The organism is Bacillus sp. AFS037270 (assembly GCF_002585305.1).
In genome coordinates this window covers 75,765-93,858 of record NZ_NUNF01000044.1, presented here as the reverse complement: position 1 = coordinate 93,858, position 18,094 = coordinate 75,765, and the positions used below count along the sequence as shown (strand labels likewise).

Here is an 18,094-nt window from a genome sequence, read left to right as displayed (position 1 = left end):
TTGTTATGTCTTGTATTATAGTTAGATATAACAAATAATGCAATGCGTTTTTTAAAAATAGGAAGTTAGTATAGTGGAGCTAACTTCCTATTATTCAGGTCATGCTACTACATCATTGCCCTTTTTATTTGCAGACTCAAACCTCTTATTCCAGTAAAAGTAAACAGGAAGTCCGGTTGCAATAACAATAAATGCTGCAATCATACCTTGCCAAGGGGCCCAAGTGAAGGTCCCCCAAGCAAGCCATGAGGCACCAAGGATGGCTAAAATAGTCGTTAATTTCCACATTGGCATTCGATAGATTGGGTTATAATCATCCCGTTTACGGCATTTGTAAACGGCTGCAAAGTCCAAAATATTTATGACAAGTTGAATGAGCGTGAAGTACCCAAGCAAGGCTGTTAAATTACTCATAAATACAAGAATACAAGCATATGTAACCTGAATAATAATAGAAAAACTAGGAGTTTCATATTTAGGATGAACCTTAGCGAAACGTTGGAAAAATAGGCCATCTTTCGCCATCGCATATTCCAAACGAGGCTGAAACATTATACAGGAGCTTAATGATCCGAGAATAACAATAATGGCAGTAATTGCGACAAAGGAAGAAGCAATATGAGAAAGACCTGGAATATAACTCACAGCCTCTGAAACAGCAGCATTTGAATGGATTAATTTATCAAACGGCATTAAGCCGATGACACAAATTGCAAGCAATGTGTACAACGCTAGTACAATGAATACCGAGCTAATGAGTGCACGTGGGAGAATTTTTCCAGGATTTTTAAATTCGCCAGCCATAAAACAAATCGCTGCCATACCTGTGTAAGCCCAAGTAGTTGCGGAGACGCCTCCGATTAAACTTGTTTTTACAGCTCCATGCGCAGGCACATATGAAAAATTACCAGCTTTCATATACATTAAACCTAAAACAATTACAATAATAAAAGGAATGATCTTAACAGCAGTGATAATAACTTGGAATAGTCCACCCTCTTTTACACTTCGATAATGGATGGAGGTAATGACTAAGATGATCGCAACCCCTAACAACTTACCAGCTATACCAGAAAAGAAAGGAAAAAAGGTAGCAAGGTAAGAAACAATTGCTAAAGCCATAATAGAAATAGAAGGGGGATCTAATGCCCAGAACGTCGCCCATCCATATAGAAAGGCAAGAGGCCTCCAACCAGCTTTATTCAGGTATACGTAACCGCTTCCATTTTCGGGATAAGCAGTTGATAATTCTGCTAATACCATTACCTGCGGTATTGCGATAAGGCCGCCGATAATCCAGGCTAAAATTGAAATAGAAGGAGTTCCTGCTGCTTTTGCAACATCACCGGATGAGACAAAGATACCTGATCCAACTGTAGTTCCAACCGCAATCGCTAGGGCAGACCAAAAACCCAGTTTTCGTGTAAGAGTGCCATTACTCATAATGAGTTCCTCCAAATCCAGATTATAACATTTCCAATTCCTTAATTTTTTCAAATGATTTAATGAGTGCATCTTGTGGATTTTGATAATATCTCGTTCCCATAATCTCTAGGGTGCAAACTCCTTGGTAATCATATTTTTGAAGATTTGCGAGATAATCTCTCCACTCTAATGCGCCATTTTCCTTGCGATAGACATATATGCAGGGGCTCACCAGCCCATAATTCAATATTGTTAATTCCAAGCTGCTCCATGCTATCTAGAAAATAATTGAATGGGAAATGTCTAAAAGTGATGTTCATCCCCGCAAATCTCATTTTATCACCTCCTTTTTAATCGAAAACATTTTATTTGTTATGTCTTGTATTATAATTAAACATTACATTAATTTCAATAGAGAATTTTAGATATATTCAAATAAATAGTTTTGTAACTTTTAATAAGCTATTTTCCTTTTAATTTGGTTGTTGTATTAATGCGATTATTAATAGAATGAAGGTCGGGAAAAATTTTTTAAATTTTTACTGGCCATTGTTCCTTCATATGAGCTCATGAAGTAAGTTTAAAAAAAGATAGGCTAAATAAATTTTAGGTTAATTATGTATATTTTTTGCAATAGTTTAAAAGTCCCTTTAATAGGGGCTGAATTTAACGGAGTAGATCCTTATGGAGCTAAAGCAATTATTCCTGTAACAGTTTTTTTGTACATTGACCAACTGGAAGAGGGGGCCTCTAATATTTCAAAAGTCGCAAGAAAGCCACAGTTTAGAAACTGTTTTCACCCTTCCTTGTCTGCTTGACGATAGCTTTTTTTATCTTAGGATGTTAGTGAAATAATTCACAAATAACTTAGGTCCATCAATAGAATGGTATTTATGAGTTTTCGACAAAGTTTAGTGCAACCTGTAATAAATGCCCCTGGTTTTTACTATAGAACATGTGATACTTCAACTTTCTATTTCCTTCACAATATTGAAACACTTCTAACTCTTTTCGACCTATAAAATATAAGAAAATAAAAGAAAAAGTTCCTATCAAGGGGATATGAGTGTATGAAGAATAAATGGAATCTGTCTCTACAATATAAAATCATCCTACTAGTCTGCGGGGTAAGTATACTCTGTCTATTGGTTACTAATTTCTTTATACAAAAAAATGTGGAACAAACAACAATTGATCACATTGAAGAGAAGGCAAAAACTGTTTCAAAAACGGCTGCCATCAATCCAATCTTTATTGATGGTCTTAGCGGGAAGGTAAGCGGGGACACAATTCAGACATACGCGGAGCAAGTAAGAAAATCAGCAGGGGTCCCATTTCTGGTTGTTCTAGATATGAACGGAATTAGATTGTCCCATCCACTACCTAATAAAATAGGTAAAAAATATGCTGGTGGAGATGCCGGTCAAGTGTTCCAGGGCAGAGAGCATATCTCCATAGCTACGGGCACTTTAGGGAAATCGTTAAGATATTTTACACCGGTTTACAATCATAATGGTAAACAAATTGGTGCCATTTTAGTTGGTGTTTTATTAGATGATGTAGAACGTAAGGTTTGGAAAAGTACAAAGGTTATACTCTTTAGTATGTTGTTAGGAGTGTTCGTAGGTTTAGTTTGTGCTGTCGTGTTCTCGCGCAAGGTTAAGAACATTTTGTTTGGCATGGAACCGGTTGAAATAGCTAATTTACTAGAACAGAGAAGTGCTGTTTTGGAGTATGCACGTGAAGGTGTCATTGCAGTTGACCAATACGGTGAAATTACACTTATTAACCAAGAAGCTGGTCGGCTCATTAAATCTGTCGGTTTTGATTGTGATCCAATTGGAATGAAAATAGAAGAGATTTTTCCTCAATTTCAATTGAATTCATTGATGGCTACTGGAAAAAAACTGCTTGATAAGGAATATTCCTTTAGAGGACTAGTTATTATGGCAAATATTGTGCCCACTTATGTTAACAATGAAATTACGGGAGCAGTGGCCACTTTTAGGGATAAAACAGAAATCAGGCAATTGGCTGAACAGCTTACCGGAGCAAGATTGTATGCGGATGCCTTACGATCACAGACACATGAATTTATGAATAAACTTCATGTAATCCTTGGCCTGGCTCAAATGAAAATATACGATCAATTAACCGACTATGTGAAACAAATATCAAGCTCCTTTCAAACAGAGGAAGGATTTTTAACTGCAAGGATTAAAGATCCGGTGATTGCGGGCTTCATTATCGGCAAGTCTAGCTTTGCACGAGAACAAGGAGCCGTATTAACAATTACGGAGAATAGTTATTTTCCAAGGCAGAAAAGTAATGAGTTTGTACAGGATATTGTCACTGTCCTTGGTAATTTGATAGATAACTCGATCGAAGCCTTAAAGGGATGTCAAGAAAAAAAGGTAGAAGTAGAGTTTTTAACAAGTCAAAATGATGAACTAATTATTAAAGTTTCTGATACAGGTATGGGGATGAGCCAAGAAGTGGAAGAGCAAATTTTTGAAAGAGGCTTTTCCACTAAGGGAAACAACCGCGGCATCGGCATGTACTTGGTCCTTGAGGCTGTGAAAAAATTAAATGGAAAGATTTCTATTTTATCGGAACCTGGAAAAGGAGCCATTCTTCAGGTGGCCATTCCGGTTGCAGGAGAGGAGAAATATCATGACTAAGACTGTAATAGTTGAAGATGATCCTATGGTTGCTGAAATAAACCGCCGATATTTAGAACAAATGGATGGGATTGAACTGGTTGCAATAGCAGGTTCTGTGGAAGAAGCTCTCTCCATTCTTAAGCAGAATAAAGTGGACTTAATTTTGCTGGATATTCATATGCCTGGGGACAATGGTTGGAGTCTATTGTCAAAGATCCGTGGTTTAGGTACTGAGATTGATGTGATTATCATAACGGCATCCTGTGATAAAGAAAGCATAAAAAAAGGGCTTCGTTTCGGGGCAGTTGACTATTTAATCAAGCCATTTGAGTTTGAAAGATTTCAATCTGCCCTTCTCTCCTATCAAAAAGATCAAACGATGATGAATGAGCAGGAACGGTTAAATCAAGTGGATTTAGATCAGCTTCTGCTTCATAAAGAACAAAAAGCTCCGGAAGGATACGATTTGCCAAAAGGGCTGACGAAAAGCACCCTCTGTAAAGTATGGAGGCAGGTAATCGAAATGGGAAGAACGCCATTCTCTACAGAGGACCTCGCTTGCAAGGTGGGAATATCTAGGGTCTCTATGAGGAAATATGTGATGTTTCTAGCCGATATCCATGCACTGGAAACCGAAGTGGTATACGGCACCATCGGCCGACCTGTTTACATGCATAAAGCTGCTATTGAAGGCAGAAACATGATTGACCATTACATTAATAATTAATACATGTACCAAAAAAAAGTGTCCCTTCCAGGGGCACTTTTTTTTTGCTAAATAAACTTTGAGAATTGTCTAGCTCTAGTGCCTAGGAAAAAATGAACTACTTTTTTCCCTGTTCAAGGCGCTTCTGCCTTTCCAGTTACTTTAATTACAAAACTCTTTAATAACTTCCTAAAACTATTAAAGAAACGGGGGATTTAGTAGTCTACAAGTAAGAAATAGATAGAAGTTTTTAAATGAAAATATCATAAAAAGGGAGGATTTATTTCTAAAATTAAAATTTCATATGAACTAAGTTTTTTGATGGGCAGCTTCTAATTTTTCATTAGCAGCTATTTTATTGAATAAGTTTGTGAAATGCTTCACAAATTTGAACGCTTTGTGAACAAATAAAAAAGGAGTTGAAATAAATGGCGATCCCTGCTAAGAAATTACAGCAACATCCGAAAAATCCTAACCTAAAGACGAAAATTGCAAGTGAAGTAAAATTCGTCCCCCTATTAGTAACACTCGTAGTTGGAGCAATTATTTGGTTTATTCATCCACCGCATGGTTTAACCGTACAGGCTTGGCACTTGTTGGCAATATTTGTTGCTACCATTGTCGGTTTAATTATTAAGCCTTTACCAATGGGAAGTGTAGCGATTTTAGCACTAACAGCCACCGTTATTACACAGACTTTAACGATTGAACAATCCTTAAGCGGTTTTCAAAACACAACCATTTGGTTAATTGTTATCGCGTTTTTCATTTCAAGGGGATTTATTAAAACAGGCCTAGGTACAAGAGTTGCCTACATGTTTGTTAAAAAGTTCGGTAAAAAGACCCTTGGTTTATCGTATTCCTTAATTGCCAGTGACTTAATCTTATCACCAGCAATGCCATCCAATACAGCTCGTGCAGGCGGAATTTTACTGCCAATCATCCGCTCTTTATCTGAAGCATATGGCTCAAAAGTAGGAGACGGGACAGAAAGAAAAGTTGGGGCATTTTTAACAAAAGTAGCCTTCCAAGGTGACATGATTACATCTGCCATGTTCTTAACAGCTATGGCAGCAAACCCGCTGGCAGCTCAAATTGCCGGAGATATTACCGGTAAACATATTACTTGGATGGGTTGGGCAACAGCAGCCATTGTTCCTGGATTAGTTAGTTTAATCTTGATTCCTTATGTGATCTATAAGTTATATCCGCCAGAAATCAAAGAAACACCCGCAGCTTCTCAAATGGCAGAAAAGAAATTAAAAGAAATGGGGCCATTGAAGAAAGAAGAATACTACATGATTGGTGTGTTCCTTCTCATTCTTTCCCTTTGGATTTTTGGAACAAACTTGAACATTAATGCTACAACAACAGCCTTTATTGGTCTTGGTGCTTTGCTTGTTACACAGGTATTAACTTGGTCAGATATTAAAAAAGAAGAAGGCGCTTGGGACACATTGATTTGGTTCTCTGTTTTAGTTATGATGGCAAGCTTCTTAAATGAGTTAGGGTTAATCCCATGGTTCAGTCATACGATGCAGGGCGCAGTCAGCGGCAAATCCTGGACGTTAACATTAATAATCTTAGGTGTTGTTTATTTCTACTCACACTATTTCTTTGCAAGTAACACAGCTCACGTTAGTGCCATGTACTCAGCATTCCTTGCTGTTTTAGTGGCTGCTGGAGCACCGCCGCTTGTATCAGCAATATTGTTAGGAGTTTTCAGTAACCTGTTCGGCTGTTTAACCCATTATAGCTGTGGACCGGCTCCCGTCTTTTTCGGAAGCGGATATGTCACCCAGAATAAATGGTGGTCACTTGGGTTTATTATTTCCATCATCCACATTATTGTCTGGCTAGGCATTGGCGGGGCTTGGTGGAAAGTATTAGGTCTTTGGTAAACCCAACTTAAGGAGATGGAGCTTTGTGAAGTCAACTTGCTGTTTTGAAAGCTTGGAAACTCAATATTCTGTGGAGCTTTACCATGGGTGTGATGACGAATATGAATTAATGATACCCTATCAGATCTGTACAAAGTGCGGAGCAGTCAATTTCGAATATATAGAGGAAAACAAAGAAGAGGCAATTGCTTGATGCAGGAGGAGAACAGAATGCGTGAAATATCAGCAAAATTAATTACCAGTACAATTAGAGACCTTTGTATACAAGCTGCTTGTGACCTTCCAGAGGATGTAGAAGCACTTATTGCAGCCGGTTTAGAAAAGGAAGAGTCTCAATTCGGAAAATATAGCTTAGAGAAGATTTTGAAGAATGTTAAGTTGGCCCGGGCAGAACATGCCCCAATGTGCCAAGACACGGGGATGACCGTAGTGTTTGTTGAGGTCGGACAGGATGCACGTATCGTCGATGGAGATTTAACAGATGCCATCAATGAAGGAGTCCGCCAAGGATATGAGGAAGGTTACCTACGGAAGTCAGTTGTCAAGGATCCTGTATTTGACCGAAAAAATACAGGTGACAATACACCCGCTGTTATTCATATGGAATTAGTTCCAGGGAACCAAGTAAAGATTGAAGTACTTCCAAAAGGTGCAGGAAGCGAAAATATGGGCGCGGTTAAAATGTGCAAACCGGCAGAGGGTGTTGACGGAGTGAAGGATTTTATCGTGAACTCGATCACTCAGGCAGGCGGAAATCCTTGCCCCCCAGTCATTGTGGGTGTTGGAATCGGCGGAACAATGGATAAATGTACCTTATTGGCGAAAAAGGCTTTAGCAAGAAAAGCCGGGGAGCCGAATCCAAACCCTGCATACGCAGAAATGGAAGCGGAGCTGTTAGAGCGTATTAACAAGCTTGGAATCGGACCACAGGGATTTGGCGGGAAGGTTACTGCGCTAGCCGTTCATATTGAAACCTACCCGACTCATATTGCGATGATGCCTGTTTGTGTCACTTTGAACTGCCATGCAGCACGCCATAAAGAAGCTTGTTTTTAAGGGGTGAACAAGATGACAACGATTAAAAAATTAACCACACCATTAACCTATGATCAAATTAAAGACTTGAGAGCAGGAGACCAGGTGTCGATTACAGGAGTTATTTATTCAGCACGTGATGCGGCTCATAAGAATATGGTAGACGCTTTAAAAGAAAATAATCCTCTTCCAGTTGATTTAGAAGGACAAGTCATTTACTATGCAGGACCAACACCTGCCAAGCCAGGAAAGGTCATAGGTTCCTGCGGCCCGACAACAAGCGGCCGCATGGATGCCTTCTCACCTGAGATGATGGAGCAGGGCCTAAAAGGGATGATCGGGAAAGGTCCTAGAAGTAAAGCGGTCATTGAATCGATGAAGAAAAACGGCGCCGTTTATTTTGCAGCGATTGGCGGGGCTGCTGCTCTAATCGCCGATACTATTAAAAAAGTGGATATTGTGGCCTATGAAGAGCTTGGTCCTGAAGCAATCCGCCGTATGGAAGTAACTGATTATCCGTGTATTGTTGCAGTTGACAGTAAAGGAAATGATTTATACCAGATTGGTGTAGAGAAATATAGAGTTATAGATTAAATCACTTATAGAGGTGAAACATTAATGCTAAGCTATGATGTTGTAATTGTAGGAGCAGGCGGGGCTGGAATGATGGCAGCCCTCTCTGCTAGTGAGGATGAAAGTCTACGTGTTGCATGCCTTTCAAAAATCTTTCCGACACGTTCACATACAGGAGCTGCACAGGGTGGAATAAACGCAGCAATGGGATATAGGGACGCAAACGATTCTCCTGAGAGCCATTTTAGGGATACGGTAAAAGGAAGTGACTTTTTAGCGGATCAGGATGCCGTTGAGTTTTTCACAACCAATATGCCAAAGGTCATCTCCGAACTAGATTACTATGGTGTACCCTTTTCAAGGGATGAGAATGGCCGGATTGCTCAAAGGCCGTTTGGAGGAGCATCCAGCCCAAGAACCTGCTATTCAGCTGATAAAACAGGACACGTGATCCTTCATGCCCTTTATGAGCAGTGCCTTAAAAATGGAGTGCAATTCCATAATGACTGGTACCTTCTATCACTGGCTGTAAACGAAGGCAATTTTGAAGGGTTAGTGGCTATGGACATCCGCAGTGGTGAAATTCATGCCATTCAAGCCAAATCAGTCGTTATTGCGACAGGCGGCTTTGGACGTGTGTATTGGAGCAGAACAACAAATGCCATTAATATGACGGGCGACGGAACGGCCGCTTGCTTTAATGCAGGTATCCCTTTAAAAGATCCGGAATTTGTACAATTTCATCCAACCGGCCTTGCCTCTACGGGCGTCCTTCTTTCGGAGGCCTGCCGCGGCGAAGGCGGTTATTTAATCAATAAAGACGGAGAGCGGTTTATGGCCCGTTATGCTCCTGGAAAAATGGAACTCGGTCCGCGTGACCTCGTTTCACGGGCGATTGAGACAGAAATTAGAGAAGGCCGCGGTTTCGGTGAAGGGATGCAGTCTTATGTATTGATGGATCTTCGCCATTTAGGTGAAAAGAAAATCATGGAGCGCCTGCCTCAAGTAAGGGAGCTGGCCATGGATTTTGAAGGTGTTGATCTCATTAAGGAACCTGTTCCCATCCGTCCAAGCTGCCACTACACAATGGGCGGGATTCATATCAGCGACTTCCGGACTTGCAGCACACCAATTGAGGGTATCCATGCCGCTGGAGAATGCTGTTCGGTTTCCATTCATGGCGCCAACCGGCTTGGCGGCAATTCCGTAGCAGACGTTGTCTTATTTGGAAAATATGCAGGTCTTGGCGCAAAGGAAAGTGCAAAAAAGCGGTCGTTCACTAGTACAGTAACATTAATAAAAGAAACAGAGAAATGGATGAAGAAGTTCACAACCATTCGTCAGAAGAAAACAGGAATTAATATGTTCAAGATTCGTGATGAACTGGCGGAAACCATGTGGAATAATGTAGGTATTTTTAGAACGGAAAGCGACATGGAGAAGGCTTATGCAAAAGTCTCACAGCTTCTGGAAAATTATAAAGATGCCGTAATCGGCGATTCCTCTGAAAAGTATAATATGGCTTTCATTAACTATGTCGAAATTGAAAATATTTTAAAACTAGCAAAAGCCATTACCATGGGAGCAATTAATCGGAAAGAAAGCAGGGGTTCTCATGCCAGAGCTGATTACCCAAATCGTGATGATGCTAATTTCCTTAAACATACATTGATTTATCAAGATGGGGACCAATATCGTTTGGAATATAACCCGGTGAAGATTACGAAATATCAACCGGAGGAGCGAAAATACTAATGTATACAACCCTTTATTTTAAAATTAAGAGATTTGATGGTGAAAATGAATGGTTTCAGGATTATGAATTGGCCTATGAAAAAGGGAAAACGATTCTATGGGTTTTAACAACGATTCGTGAACAGCTTGATCCGACTCTAGTATTTACATCCGCTTGCCGTCATGCCATTTGTGGAAGCTGTGCCGTGAGAATCAATGACAATGCCTTCCTAGTCTGCAAAACCTCACTAGATGAAGTACTTGAGACTTTTGAGACGAACCGTTTGACATTTGAACCACTAAACAATTTTGAAGTAATAAAAGACTTGGCTGTTGCTTGGGAGCCGAAGATGGAAAAAATGGAGCAGGTAAAGCCATGGCTTATTCCGTCGGAAGAAGGAAGCATAGAGGAAGGATTTATTCAAAGCGAAGAAGATTATCACGAGATTGCTGCACCAACCGACTGTATCCTATGTGGTGTTTGTGCTTCTGAATGTAATCAATTGGCTGTAAATGATGGTACTTATTTGGATCCCTTTATTTTAAATCGTGCCTATCGATTTGCGGTGGATTCAAGAGATGCTGCTCCTGAAGAGCATATTATGCCTGTATTCGAAAATGAGCTATGGAAATGTCTGCATTGCATGCAGTGTGTAACGAAATGTCCAAAAGGCATCCCGCTAACCGACCAGATTGCCTATCTTCGCCAAGAAACCATTAAGTTGGGTGAATTAAATAATCAAGGGGCGAAGCATGCCTTTGCCTTCCATGATGATGTAAAGAAAAAGGGCCGTTTGAATGAAGTCATGCTTCCAATTAAGACGGATGGTTTAGTCAATACAGCCATGAGGAAGGTACCATTCGCCCTCAGAATGATTAGAAAAGGTAAAATCAATCCTTTCCATATACCAAAAGAAGTAGAAGGTATTAAAGGCGTTAGGGAACTTTATAAATTTGCACAGGAGGTTAGTGAAAAGTGAGATACGCATTCTTTCCAGGTTGTACACTCGAGTCGGCAGCTGAAGAACTTATGATTTCAACTAAAAAAGTAGCAGCGGCCCTAGGAATAGAGTTAATTGAACTGAACGGCTGGACCTGCTGTGGCGCAAGTCATATTCAAGACGTGGATAACCTTTTAGCCACATCGATCAATGCAAGGAATATTGCATTGGCGGAAGAGCTAAAAGTGGATAAATTACTAACCGTATGTAATACGTGTACGTTAATGCTTCGTACAGCTAAGCTTAAGATGGATAAGAATCAGAAGCTCCGTACACAGGTTAACGAAGGGCTTGAAAGAGCCGGAATGGAGTATAAAGGGACAGTGGAAGTGACCCATCTCCTCTGGGCTTTGATTCAGGATTATGGGTTAGAAAATCTAAAAGCAAAGGTAAAACGCCCACTGACAGGTTTAAAGGTTGCCAACTTCTATGGCTGTCATATTCTTATGCCGCCCAATATCATGGGGTTTGAAAACCATATGAATCCTCAATCCATGGAAATGGTAGCAAGTGTATTGGGAGCAGAAAGTGTTGATTTCGATCAGCGTCTTGCCTGCTGCGGCTTCCATGCGGTTTTCCCAGCAGAAAAAGAAGTTATGAATCTGACAGGAAAAAACTGCTTATCGCCTAAGGCTCAAGGTGCAGATTGTATTGTTACTCCTTGTCCGTTATGCCAAATGCAGCTAGATGCCTATCAGCCGGATGCACAAAAAGGTTTTGGTGAAGATATAACGATGCCAATTCTACACCTGCCACAGTTAATTGGACTTGCGTTAGGCTTCTCTCCAGAAGAACTTGCCATTCAACGCCATGTGGTAGAAGCGATACCTGTTTTGAATGAAGCTTTGGTACTATAGGGAATTAGTTCAAACAAAGGGGCAATTCTTTATGCAATATATCCTTGAGAAAAAAGCCAAACTGGTTGGAAGAGTTGACAAAGGGCAGCTTTGGCTATTAAACGTTCACGATGATTGGATTCATGACCAATATGGTGAAAGCTATATCTACCACGGACAGATCTATTCATCACGTAACCCATTTCATCCTTTATCAACATCAATCACTGGTTATTTTCAGGACGATGACTCACAAAAGTGGATAAAGGTGAAAGCTGGAGTGGCAACTTTCAATCCTGAGAATATCGATGATTCTTGGGTGGAAAGGGTCGAGAACCTTATTAAGATTAGGTTTAAGACAGGAGTCTATAAATATGTTAAGGGTTCTAGATAATCCATTTCAGACCGCTGATTAATCGAAAGCGGTCTTTTTTTTTTAGCTAATAGCAGACACGGCTGTTGTTAATGAAGCAGGGGATAAGAATAGTTAATTACCGTGAAAATGGAATTGATACCATTTACTTTACTAAGAAGGTCATTATCTATAAAAAAGAAGAACAAAAACCTGGGGGTTCTGTTCTTCTTTTTCTGCTGTTTTTCATTACCATTCTCTAGGCTGGTAGTTAAGATCATGGAACAAATGCTCTTTTTCCTTTTTTGTTAAATCCCGCCACTGACCAATCGGCAGGTTTCCTAAATGGATATTCATAATCCTTGTCCGTTGCAGTCTAGCGACCTCGTAGCCTAAGGCGGCACACATCCTGCGGATTTGCCGGTTGAGTCCCTGGGTTAGGATGATTTGAAAGACATACTTCGAAAGCTGTTTTACTTTGCAAGGAAGTGTCTTGGTATTTAATATCTCCACTCCCGCAGCCATTTTCTTTACAAATTCAGCTGTAATGGGCTTATTCACGGTAACAATATATTCTTTTTCATGCTTATTTTCTGCTCGGAGAATCTCATTTACTATGTCACCGTCATTTGTCAGCAGAATTAGTCCGTCTGAGTCCTTATCTAAGCGGCCAATATGGAAAATCCGCAAAGGGTGATTTACAAAATCAACTATATTCCCCTTGATATGCCTTTCGGTTGTACTCGTAATCCCTACAGGCTTATTTAATGCAAGATAAACGTATTCTTTCTTTACCTTAACAGGGTTTCCATCTATTCGAACCTGGTCCCCAGGCTCAACCTGGCTGCCCATTTGAGCCACCTTGCCATTAATCGTGACCCTGCCTTCGCTAATTAACTTATCTGCCCCACGTCTAGAGCTCTTACCCGACTCACTAATAAACTTATTAATCCTCATACTAACCACAACCTTCAGTGGAATTGTCTGATTAAGAATAACCCAATCCACCGAGTCATTTCAAGCGGCTGGCGGTGCCTGACACCATTACTCTTAATTCCACAGTTTATATCTGAAAAATGCAGGCATAACTTATTACACAATTATCGTGCTTTATTACCTAGATTCTGGGTCCTTCATCATAAGGATATTGTCATTACAAAGTATCCTATCATCTTAGGAAATAGTATTGTTGGCAAAATTGGGGCAGGTGACCATACTATACAAAACAAATATAAATACTACAAAATTCTCGCCAAATTATGACGAAGTAATTAAAAGGAAAATGATATTTTTAGGATAATAAAAAAATTGGAGAGATGGTATGAAAAAGATAGCATCTATTATTATCCTTCTATTTAGTTACTTTTACTTCAGTAGTCATACTGAAGCAAGTACTACATCTCAGTTAATCATCATTAACAAAAAAACGAATACACTTGCCTTTTATGATGGCGGAACCTTAGTTAGAACTTTTAGAGTAGCAACCGGTAGAGTTAGTACATACACCCCGGAAGGGACTTTTAAAATTGTTAATAAGATAAAAAACCGCCCTTATTTTAAAAAAAATATTCCAGGCGGTGACCCAAGGAATCCGCTAGGCAATCGCTGGATGGGACTAGAAGCCAGGGGTACTTATGGTACAACGTATGGCATCCATGGTAATAACAATGAAAGTTCAATTGGCAGATATGCAAGTTCTGGCTGTGTAAGAATGCATAATGCTGAAGTCCGCTGGCTTTTCGATCGGGTGACTGTTAACACAACTGTCATCATTTTACGCTCTGGAAGCAGCTTTGATGCTATTGCAAAGGCCAATGGATATCAAGTGAGTGTGAGTGTGAACGGGAGTGTCAGTAGTGATGGAGGAACTTATATACCAAATGGCTGGGTGAATGCCGGAAATAAAAAATATTATTATCAAAATGGGACTGCGAAAAAGGGCTGGCAAACTCTAGCAGGCAAAAGGTATTTCTTTGATAACTCTGGTGTTATGATAACAGGCTGGCTGGCTAGAGATGGGAAAAAGTACTTTTTTGAGTCCAACGGTGTAATGACGACAAGTTGGGTAACTGTTAACGGTAATAAATATTATTTTGATCCGGATGGTGTGATGAAAATAGGCTGGTTGGAGTCTGGCGGTAGTAAATATTTTCTAAATAAGGACGGAGTCATGCAAAAAGGCTGGTTAGAGGAAAATAGACGAAGATTTTATTTTGATCTGAATGGAGTAATGAAAAAAGATTGGATTGAGGATAATGGGAAATGGTATTTTCTCGATCAAACAGGAATCATGAAAACTGGCTGGATTAATGATGGTGGCAAATGGTATTACATCAATTCAAACGGTATCATGAATACTGACTTGGCTATTCCCGTTGACACTCAGGACGATACTACCGATTCAAGCGATTTGAATATTACCATAAACAAGTATCTACCTTTCCATCCCTCAGAAAGAATAACTAGCTGGATAAGATACGAGGACAATTGGTATTATCTTTATGTAAGTAAAGAAATGGCTGAAAATTCAATTCTGGATGAACACGCTGGTTCATCTTAACCTTCCAAATATAATATCGATTTTTAGCCTGCAAGGATGAAGCAGGCTTTTTTTTGTGAAAAAATTATCTTGTTTACTATTTAGTTTACAAGTGTACATTTCGTTTACAAAAAGTCTACAAAACAGTTTACATGTATACAAAGTTGTTTGCATGTTGATTTAAAGCGATGTAAACAACATTCGTATATATGTTTACATTATCGTGTACATTGTTGGTAAAGTTTACAAAATGTTTACTGTTTTATACCTTAATTTCTCTTTAAAAAATTCCATTGAAGAATCTAGAAATCTCATATTCTGCTTTTCGATCGGGTGGACGTCAGCACAACTGTCATCATTTACCGATCAGGAGCAGCTTTGTTGCCATTGCAAAGGCCAATGGTTATCAAGTCAGTGTAAGTGTGAACAGGAGTTTGGGTGGTGGTGAGGAAACGGATATATCGAATGGTTGGGTGTGTGCCGGAAATAAAAAGTTTTATTATCAAAAAATGAACAGCGAAAAGGGCTGGAAAACTCAAGCAGGCAAAATAGTTCTTTGATAACTCTGGTGTTATGATAACAGGCTGGCTGTCTAAAGATTGGGAAAAGTACTTTTTGATTCCAACTGTGTAATGAAAACAAGGTGAGTAACTGTTAAAAGTAATCGAAATTATTTTAATCCAGCAGGCGTGATCAAAATAGGATGATTGGGGTTTGGCGGAAGTAAGTATTTTTTAAATAAGGACGGAGTCATGCAAATAGGCTAGTCAGAAGAAAATGGAAGAAGATGTTGTTTTGATCAGACTGGAGTAATGAAAAGGACTGGATCGAGGATAATAGTAAAGGGTATTCTCTAGATCAAACGGTATCATAAAATACTGACTTGGCTATTCCCTTAGATAATCGGGACGAATCTGCCGATTCGAGTAGTTGAATATTTACATTAATAGATTTCTACCCTTCTATACCCCTAGAAAGAATAACTAGTGGAAAGATACGAGGACAAAGGGTATTATCTTTTTGAAAGTCAAGAAATGACCGAAAATTCAATTTTGTATGAACACACTGGCGCATCTTACCTTGTCCAAAATAATACCGATTTTAGCCCGCATGATCATAGGATGAAGCAGGCCTTTTTGGGCGAAAAAATTGTTTACAAAACAGTTTACAAGTATACGAATAAGTTTACGCGCTTGTAAACTTGTAAACAAATAAGTATACATGGAAATTTACAAGTTTACGTTTTGTTTACATAGAGTCTACAAAAAGGTTTACATGTATACAAACTTGTTTGCGTGTTGGTTTAAAGGGAAGTAAACGACTTTGTATATCTGTTTACATTGTTGTGTACACTATTGGTAAAGTTTACAAATTGTTTACTTTTTTACACTTTTATTTCTTTTTAAAAATTTGCATTGAAGAATCTATCAATCTCATATAGCCTTATAAAGTAGAGATACTTATTACATAAACTACTTAATAAATGAGAGGGAATGATATAGTATGACAAAGTCCAGAGTTGCAGCAATTGATGTAGGAAATGACTCGATTAAGGCCATTTTCGGGGAACTAGAGTATGAATTGAATATTCCTAACATTGTTGCCCGAGAAGCGGAGGATCGTCCTGTTATCGGTATAGAAGAACTTGATAGTAAAAATCCCTTAGATGGTATTCATATCAAAGTCCACTCCCCTGCCCTAAAAGATAACAATATGATATATCGTGTCGGAAATTTAGCGACTAAAACAAATAATGCCACGGAATTAGATCCAGGCAGCAGCAAATCAGAAGAAGACCAAACTTTGATCATGCTTTTTACCACATTGGCATTGGATGCAGTAAAACAAGACGGTTTTCCACGTGCTAAGAATGTAATTGATGCTACTTATACATTGGGAACAGGTCTCCCCCTTCGTGAAGTTAAAGAAGGTAAGGATGCCGGATATCGCTCAAGATTGGTTGGAAATGTCCACCAGGTTGAATTTTTGGTGACACCGAAATACCAAGGATTGAAGGTTAATATTAAATTTAATGAAGTAAAGGTTTATCCGGAAGGGTTTGCCGCTTATATTAATCTAGTAATGGACAACAATTTAAAAATTATTAACAAGGATTTAATTGATAAACGCATCTTAATTCAAGATATTGGCGGGTTATCAACTGATATCGCCGTAATTAAAAACCGAAATGTAGATGATGATAAGGCGCAGGGCTTTAACCTTGGGGTTTCGGAATCATTAGAATCCATTCGCGAGGAAATTCGAATCAAGCACGGCGTTGAGTTGGATAGCCGCCGTGACGTAGTTGAAATCATTACAAGGAAAAATGATCGCAATCATATTATGGTTAAAGGAAGCCGGACAAGTGTTCACGATATTACCGACCGTATTTTGCTTGATTTAGCCAAGAAACAATACCGTTTATTACGAAATGTTTGGCAGAAAAACTCGCAGACAGAAATCTGCTATTTTGTCGGCGGCGGTTCCCATGTCTTAAAGGATTACCTAAAAACTTTAAATAATAATTTAGATGGCTATAATATTGAATTCTTTGAAGATGATAAGGAAAGCATTTGGATGATGGCTAATGCTTACTATAAGCTCATCATGGATTTTGTTAGAAAAACGGAGAAGCCTAAAGAACCAGTCAAAGCTAACTAGGTGAGAAAAGTATGCAGAAAACTCCTGAAATAAAGCGAGGCCAGGCGATTTCTTTTCGTGTCCCATCTGATACACCTGACCATATCGTTAAGCATTTACAAAGGTTAAAGGAGACAGAGCGAAGGAATTTCTCCAGCACCATTGCCGAGTATGTCATACAAGGGGTAAGTCATTCTTTTTCACGTGAGAAAGAAACAATCACCATTCCCCTTCCTAAGAAGTTAACAAAGGTTCAGCGCGATTGGTTAAAACATGAGCATTCTGAAGCAATGCTTGGCAGTATTCTCTATCAATTGATTTCTGACCCGATCCGGGCAACTTCTTTACTAGCTTCATTAAATAGTAATTCCATAGATATTGATGAAGCCTTATACCTTCAGGAGGAATTACAGTCCGTTCCCTATCCGGCTCCAGCTAATAAGGTGGATATCCCACTTGAGGCAGAGTCTTTTGAAGAGCTCGCGGCTGGTTTAGAAGACCTTGATATGGAAGATGATTTAAGTGAGTTTGACTGGGATACTGCTAAGAAGCCCGAAATGCAGTCTGAAGAGGATAATCAGGAGGATGAACTTGATCCTGATGACCTGCTTGGTGGATTTTTGGCTAATATGAATAAATAATTCTTCATGAAAAGGCCCCGACTTATAGTTAAGACGGGGCTTTTTCGT

At 39.3% G+C, this 18,094-nt stretch carries 16 protein-coding genes; 13 read left to right on the top strand and 3 right to left on the bottom strand.

Annotation, left to right across the window (positions count from 1 at the left end):
• Positions 1 to 99 precede the first annotated feature (99 nt).
• Both COD92_RS21580 and COD92_RS32960 read right to left on the bottom strand, forming a co-directional pair.
• Entirely contained in the window at positions 100 to 1,443 is a 1,344-nt protein-coding gene (locus tag COD92_RS21580; protein WP_098527657.1) for an amino acid permease, read from the bottom strand.
• A gap of 22 nt (positions 1,444 to 1,465) precedes the next feature.
• Complete coding sequence (locus COD92_RS32960; RefSeq protein WP_255286526.1) at positions 1,466 to 1,687, bottom strand: hypothetical protein; 222 nt, start codon at positions 1,685 to 1,687, stop codon at positions 1,466 to 1,468.
• Between the two features lie 808 nt (positions 1,688 to 2,495).
• On the opposite strand from COD92_RS32960, the gene dcuS reads away from it, so the two are divergent.
• The 10 genes from dcuS to COD92_RS21525 all read left to right on the top strand — a co-directional run bounded on the left by dcuS (position 2,496) and on the right by COD92_RS21525 (position 12,268).
• A complete protein-coding gene (gene dcuS, locus COD92_RS21565; RefSeq protein WP_098527659.1) occupies positions 2,496 to 4,106 on the top strand; it encodes a DcuS/MalK family sensor histidine kinase in 1,611 nt (536 codons plus the stop codon).
• Positions 4,099 to 4,815 (top strand): response regulator, encoded by a 717-nt coding sequence (locus COD92_RS21560; RefSeq protein WP_098527660.1) that lies wholly within the window; start codon positions 4,099 to 4,101, stop codon positions 4,813 to 4,815. The genes dcuS and COD92_RS21560 overlap by 8 nt, the downstream gene beginning before the upstream one ends.
• Positions 4,816 to 5,222: 407 nt before the next feature.
• Positions 5,223 to 6,695 carry an anion permease gene (locus COD92_RS21555; protein WP_098527661.1) on the top strand — a complete coding sequence of 491 codons (1,473 nt, stop codon included), beginning with the start codon at positions 5,223 to 5,225 and terminating at the stop codon, positions 6,693 to 6,695.
• A 25-nt stretch (positions 6,696 to 6,720) separates the two neighbouring features.
• Positions 6,721 to 6,888, top strand: coding sequence for a hypothetical protein (locus tag COD92_RS32180; protein ID WP_176541051.1), 168 nt, complete (start codon positions 6,721 to 6,723; stop codon positions 6,886 to 6,888).
• Positions 6,889 to 6,905: 17 nt separating this feature from the next.
• Positions 6,906 to 7,751, top strand: coding sequence for a fumarate hydratase (locus COD92_RS21550; protein ID WP_098527662.1), 846 nt, complete (start codon positions 6,906 to 6,908; stop codon positions 7,749 to 7,751).
• Positions 7,752 to 7,763: 12 nt separating this feature from the next.
• Positions 7,764 to 8,324 carry a Fe-S-containing hydro-lyase gene (locus tag COD92_RS21545; RefSeq protein WP_098527663.1) on the top strand — a complete coding sequence of 187 codons (561 nt, stop codon included), beginning with the start codon at positions 7,764 to 7,766 and terminating at the stop codon, positions 8,322 to 8,324.
• 24 nt (positions 8,325 to 8,348) lie between these two features.
• Entirely contained in the window at positions 8,349 to 10,058 is a 1,710-nt protein-coding gene (locus COD92_RS21540) for an FAD-binding protein (RefSeq protein WP_098527664.1), read from the top strand.
• Positions 10,058 to 11,017: a succinate dehydrogenase/fumarate reductase iron-sulfur subunit gene (locus tag COD92_RS21535; protein ID WP_098527665.1), complete on the top strand. Its 960-nt coding sequence runs from the start codon at positions 10,058 to 10,060 to the stop codon at positions 11,015 to 11,017. Before COD92_RS21540 ends, COD92_RS21535 begins: the two co-directional genes overlap by 1 nt.
• The gene (locus COD92_RS21530; RefSeq protein ID WP_098527666.1) at positions 11,014 to 11,895 is read left to right on the top strand and encodes a CoB--CoM heterodisulfide reductase iron-sulfur subunit B family protein; all 882 of its coding nucleotides are present in this window, start codon (positions 11,014 to 11,016) and stop codon (positions 11,893 to 11,895) included. The genes COD92_RS21535 and COD92_RS21530 overlap by 4 nt, the downstream gene beginning before the upstream one ends.
• Positions 11,896 to 11,926: 31 nt before the next feature.
• Positions 11,927 to 12,268, top strand: coding sequence for a molecular chaperone GrpE (locus COD92_RS21525; RefSeq protein ID WP_098527667.1), 342 nt, complete (start codon positions 11,927 to 11,929; stop codon positions 12,266 to 12,268).
• A gap of 207 nt (positions 12,269 to 12,475) precedes the next feature.
• Here COD92_RS21525 and rluF read toward each other — a convergent pair whose 3' ends face one another.
• Entirely contained in the window at positions 12,476 to 13,183 is a 708-nt protein-coding gene (rluF, locus tag COD92_RS21520; protein ID WP_098527668.1) for a 23S rRNA pseudouridine(2604) synthase RluF, read from the bottom strand.
• 364 nt (positions 13,184 to 13,547) lie between these two features.
• Here rluF and COD92_RS21515 point away from each other — a divergent pair, with 364 nt between their 5' ends.
• The 3 genes from COD92_RS21515 (at position 13,548) to COD92_RS21500 (ending at position 18,046) form a co-directional block, all read left to right on the top strand.
• The gene (locus COD92_RS21515; protein WP_098527669.1) at positions 13,548 to 14,786 is read left to right on the top strand and encodes a L,D-transpeptidase family protein; all 1,239 of its coding nucleotides are present in this window, start codon (positions 13,548 to 13,550) and stop codon (positions 14,784 to 14,786) included.
• Between the two features lie 1,482 nt (positions 14,787 to 16,268).
• Entirely contained in the window at positions 16,269 to 17,426 is a 1,158-nt protein-coding gene (locus COD92_RS21505; protein ID WP_098527671.1) for a ParM/StbA family protein, read from the top strand.
• 11 nt (positions 17,427 to 17,437) lie between these two features.
• A complete protein-coding gene (locus COD92_RS21500) occupies positions 17,438 to 18,046 on the top strand; it encodes a hypothetical protein (protein WP_098527672.1) in 609 nt (202 codons plus the stop codon).
• Positions 18,047 to 18,094: the final 48 nt, after the last annotated feature.

What these genes read in the sequence shown, in the direction of transcription:
- COD92_RS21545 (WP_098527663.1), top strand. Translation starts at nt 7,764, where the DNA reads ATGACAACGATTAAAAAATTAACCACACCATTAACCTATGATCAAATT.
- COD92_RS21540 (WP_098527664.1), top strand. Translation starts at nt 8,349, where the DNA reads ATGCTAAGCTATGATGTTGTAATTGTAGGAGCAGGCGGGGCTGGAATG.
- COD92_RS21550 (WP_098527662.1), top strand. Translation starts at nt 6,906, where the DNA reads ATGCGTGAAATATCAGCAAAATTAATTACCAGTACAATTAGAGACCTT.
- dcuS (WP_098527659.1), top strand. Translation starts at nt 2,496, where the DNA reads ATGAAGAATAAATGGAATCTGTCTCTACAATATAAAATCATCCTACTA.
- COD92_RS21505 (WP_098527671.1), top strand. Translation starts at nt 16,269, where the DNA reads ATGACAAAGTCCAGAGTTGCAGCAATTGATGTAGGAAATGACTCGATT.
- COD92_RS21500 (WP_098527672.1), top strand. Translation starts at nt 17,438, where the DNA reads ATGCAGAAAACTCCTGAAATAAAGCGAGGCCAGGCGATTTCTTTTCGT.
- COD92_RS21580 (WP_098527657.1), bottom strand. Translation starts at nt 1,443, where the DNA reads ATGAGTAATGGCACTCTTACACGAAAACTGGGTTTTTGGTCTGCCCTA.
- rluF (WP_098527668.1), bottom strand. Translation starts at nt 13,183, where the DNA reads ATGAGGATTAATAAGTTTATTAGTGAGTCGGGTAAGAGCTCTAGACGT.
- COD92_RS21555 (WP_098527661.1), top strand. Translation starts at nt 5,223, where the DNA reads ATGGCGATCCCTGCTAAGAAATTACAGCAACATCCGAAAAATCCTAAC.
- COD92_RS21560 (WP_098527660.1), top strand. Translation starts at nt 4,099, where the DNA reads ATGACTAAGACTGTAATAGTTGAAGATGATCCTATGGTTGCTGAAATA.
- COD92_RS21525 (WP_098527667.1), top strand. Translation starts at nt 11,927, where the DNA reads ATGCAATATATCCTTGAGAAAAAAGCCAAACTGGTTGGAAGAGTTGAC.
- COD92_RS21515 (WP_098527669.1), top strand. Translation starts at nt 13,548, where the DNA reads ATGAAAAAGATAGCATCTATTATTATCCTTCTATTTAGTTACTTTTAC.
- COD92_RS21535 (WP_098527665.1), top strand. Translation starts at nt 10,058, where the DNA reads ATGTATACAACCCTTTATTTTAAAATTAAGAGATTTGATGGTGAAAAT.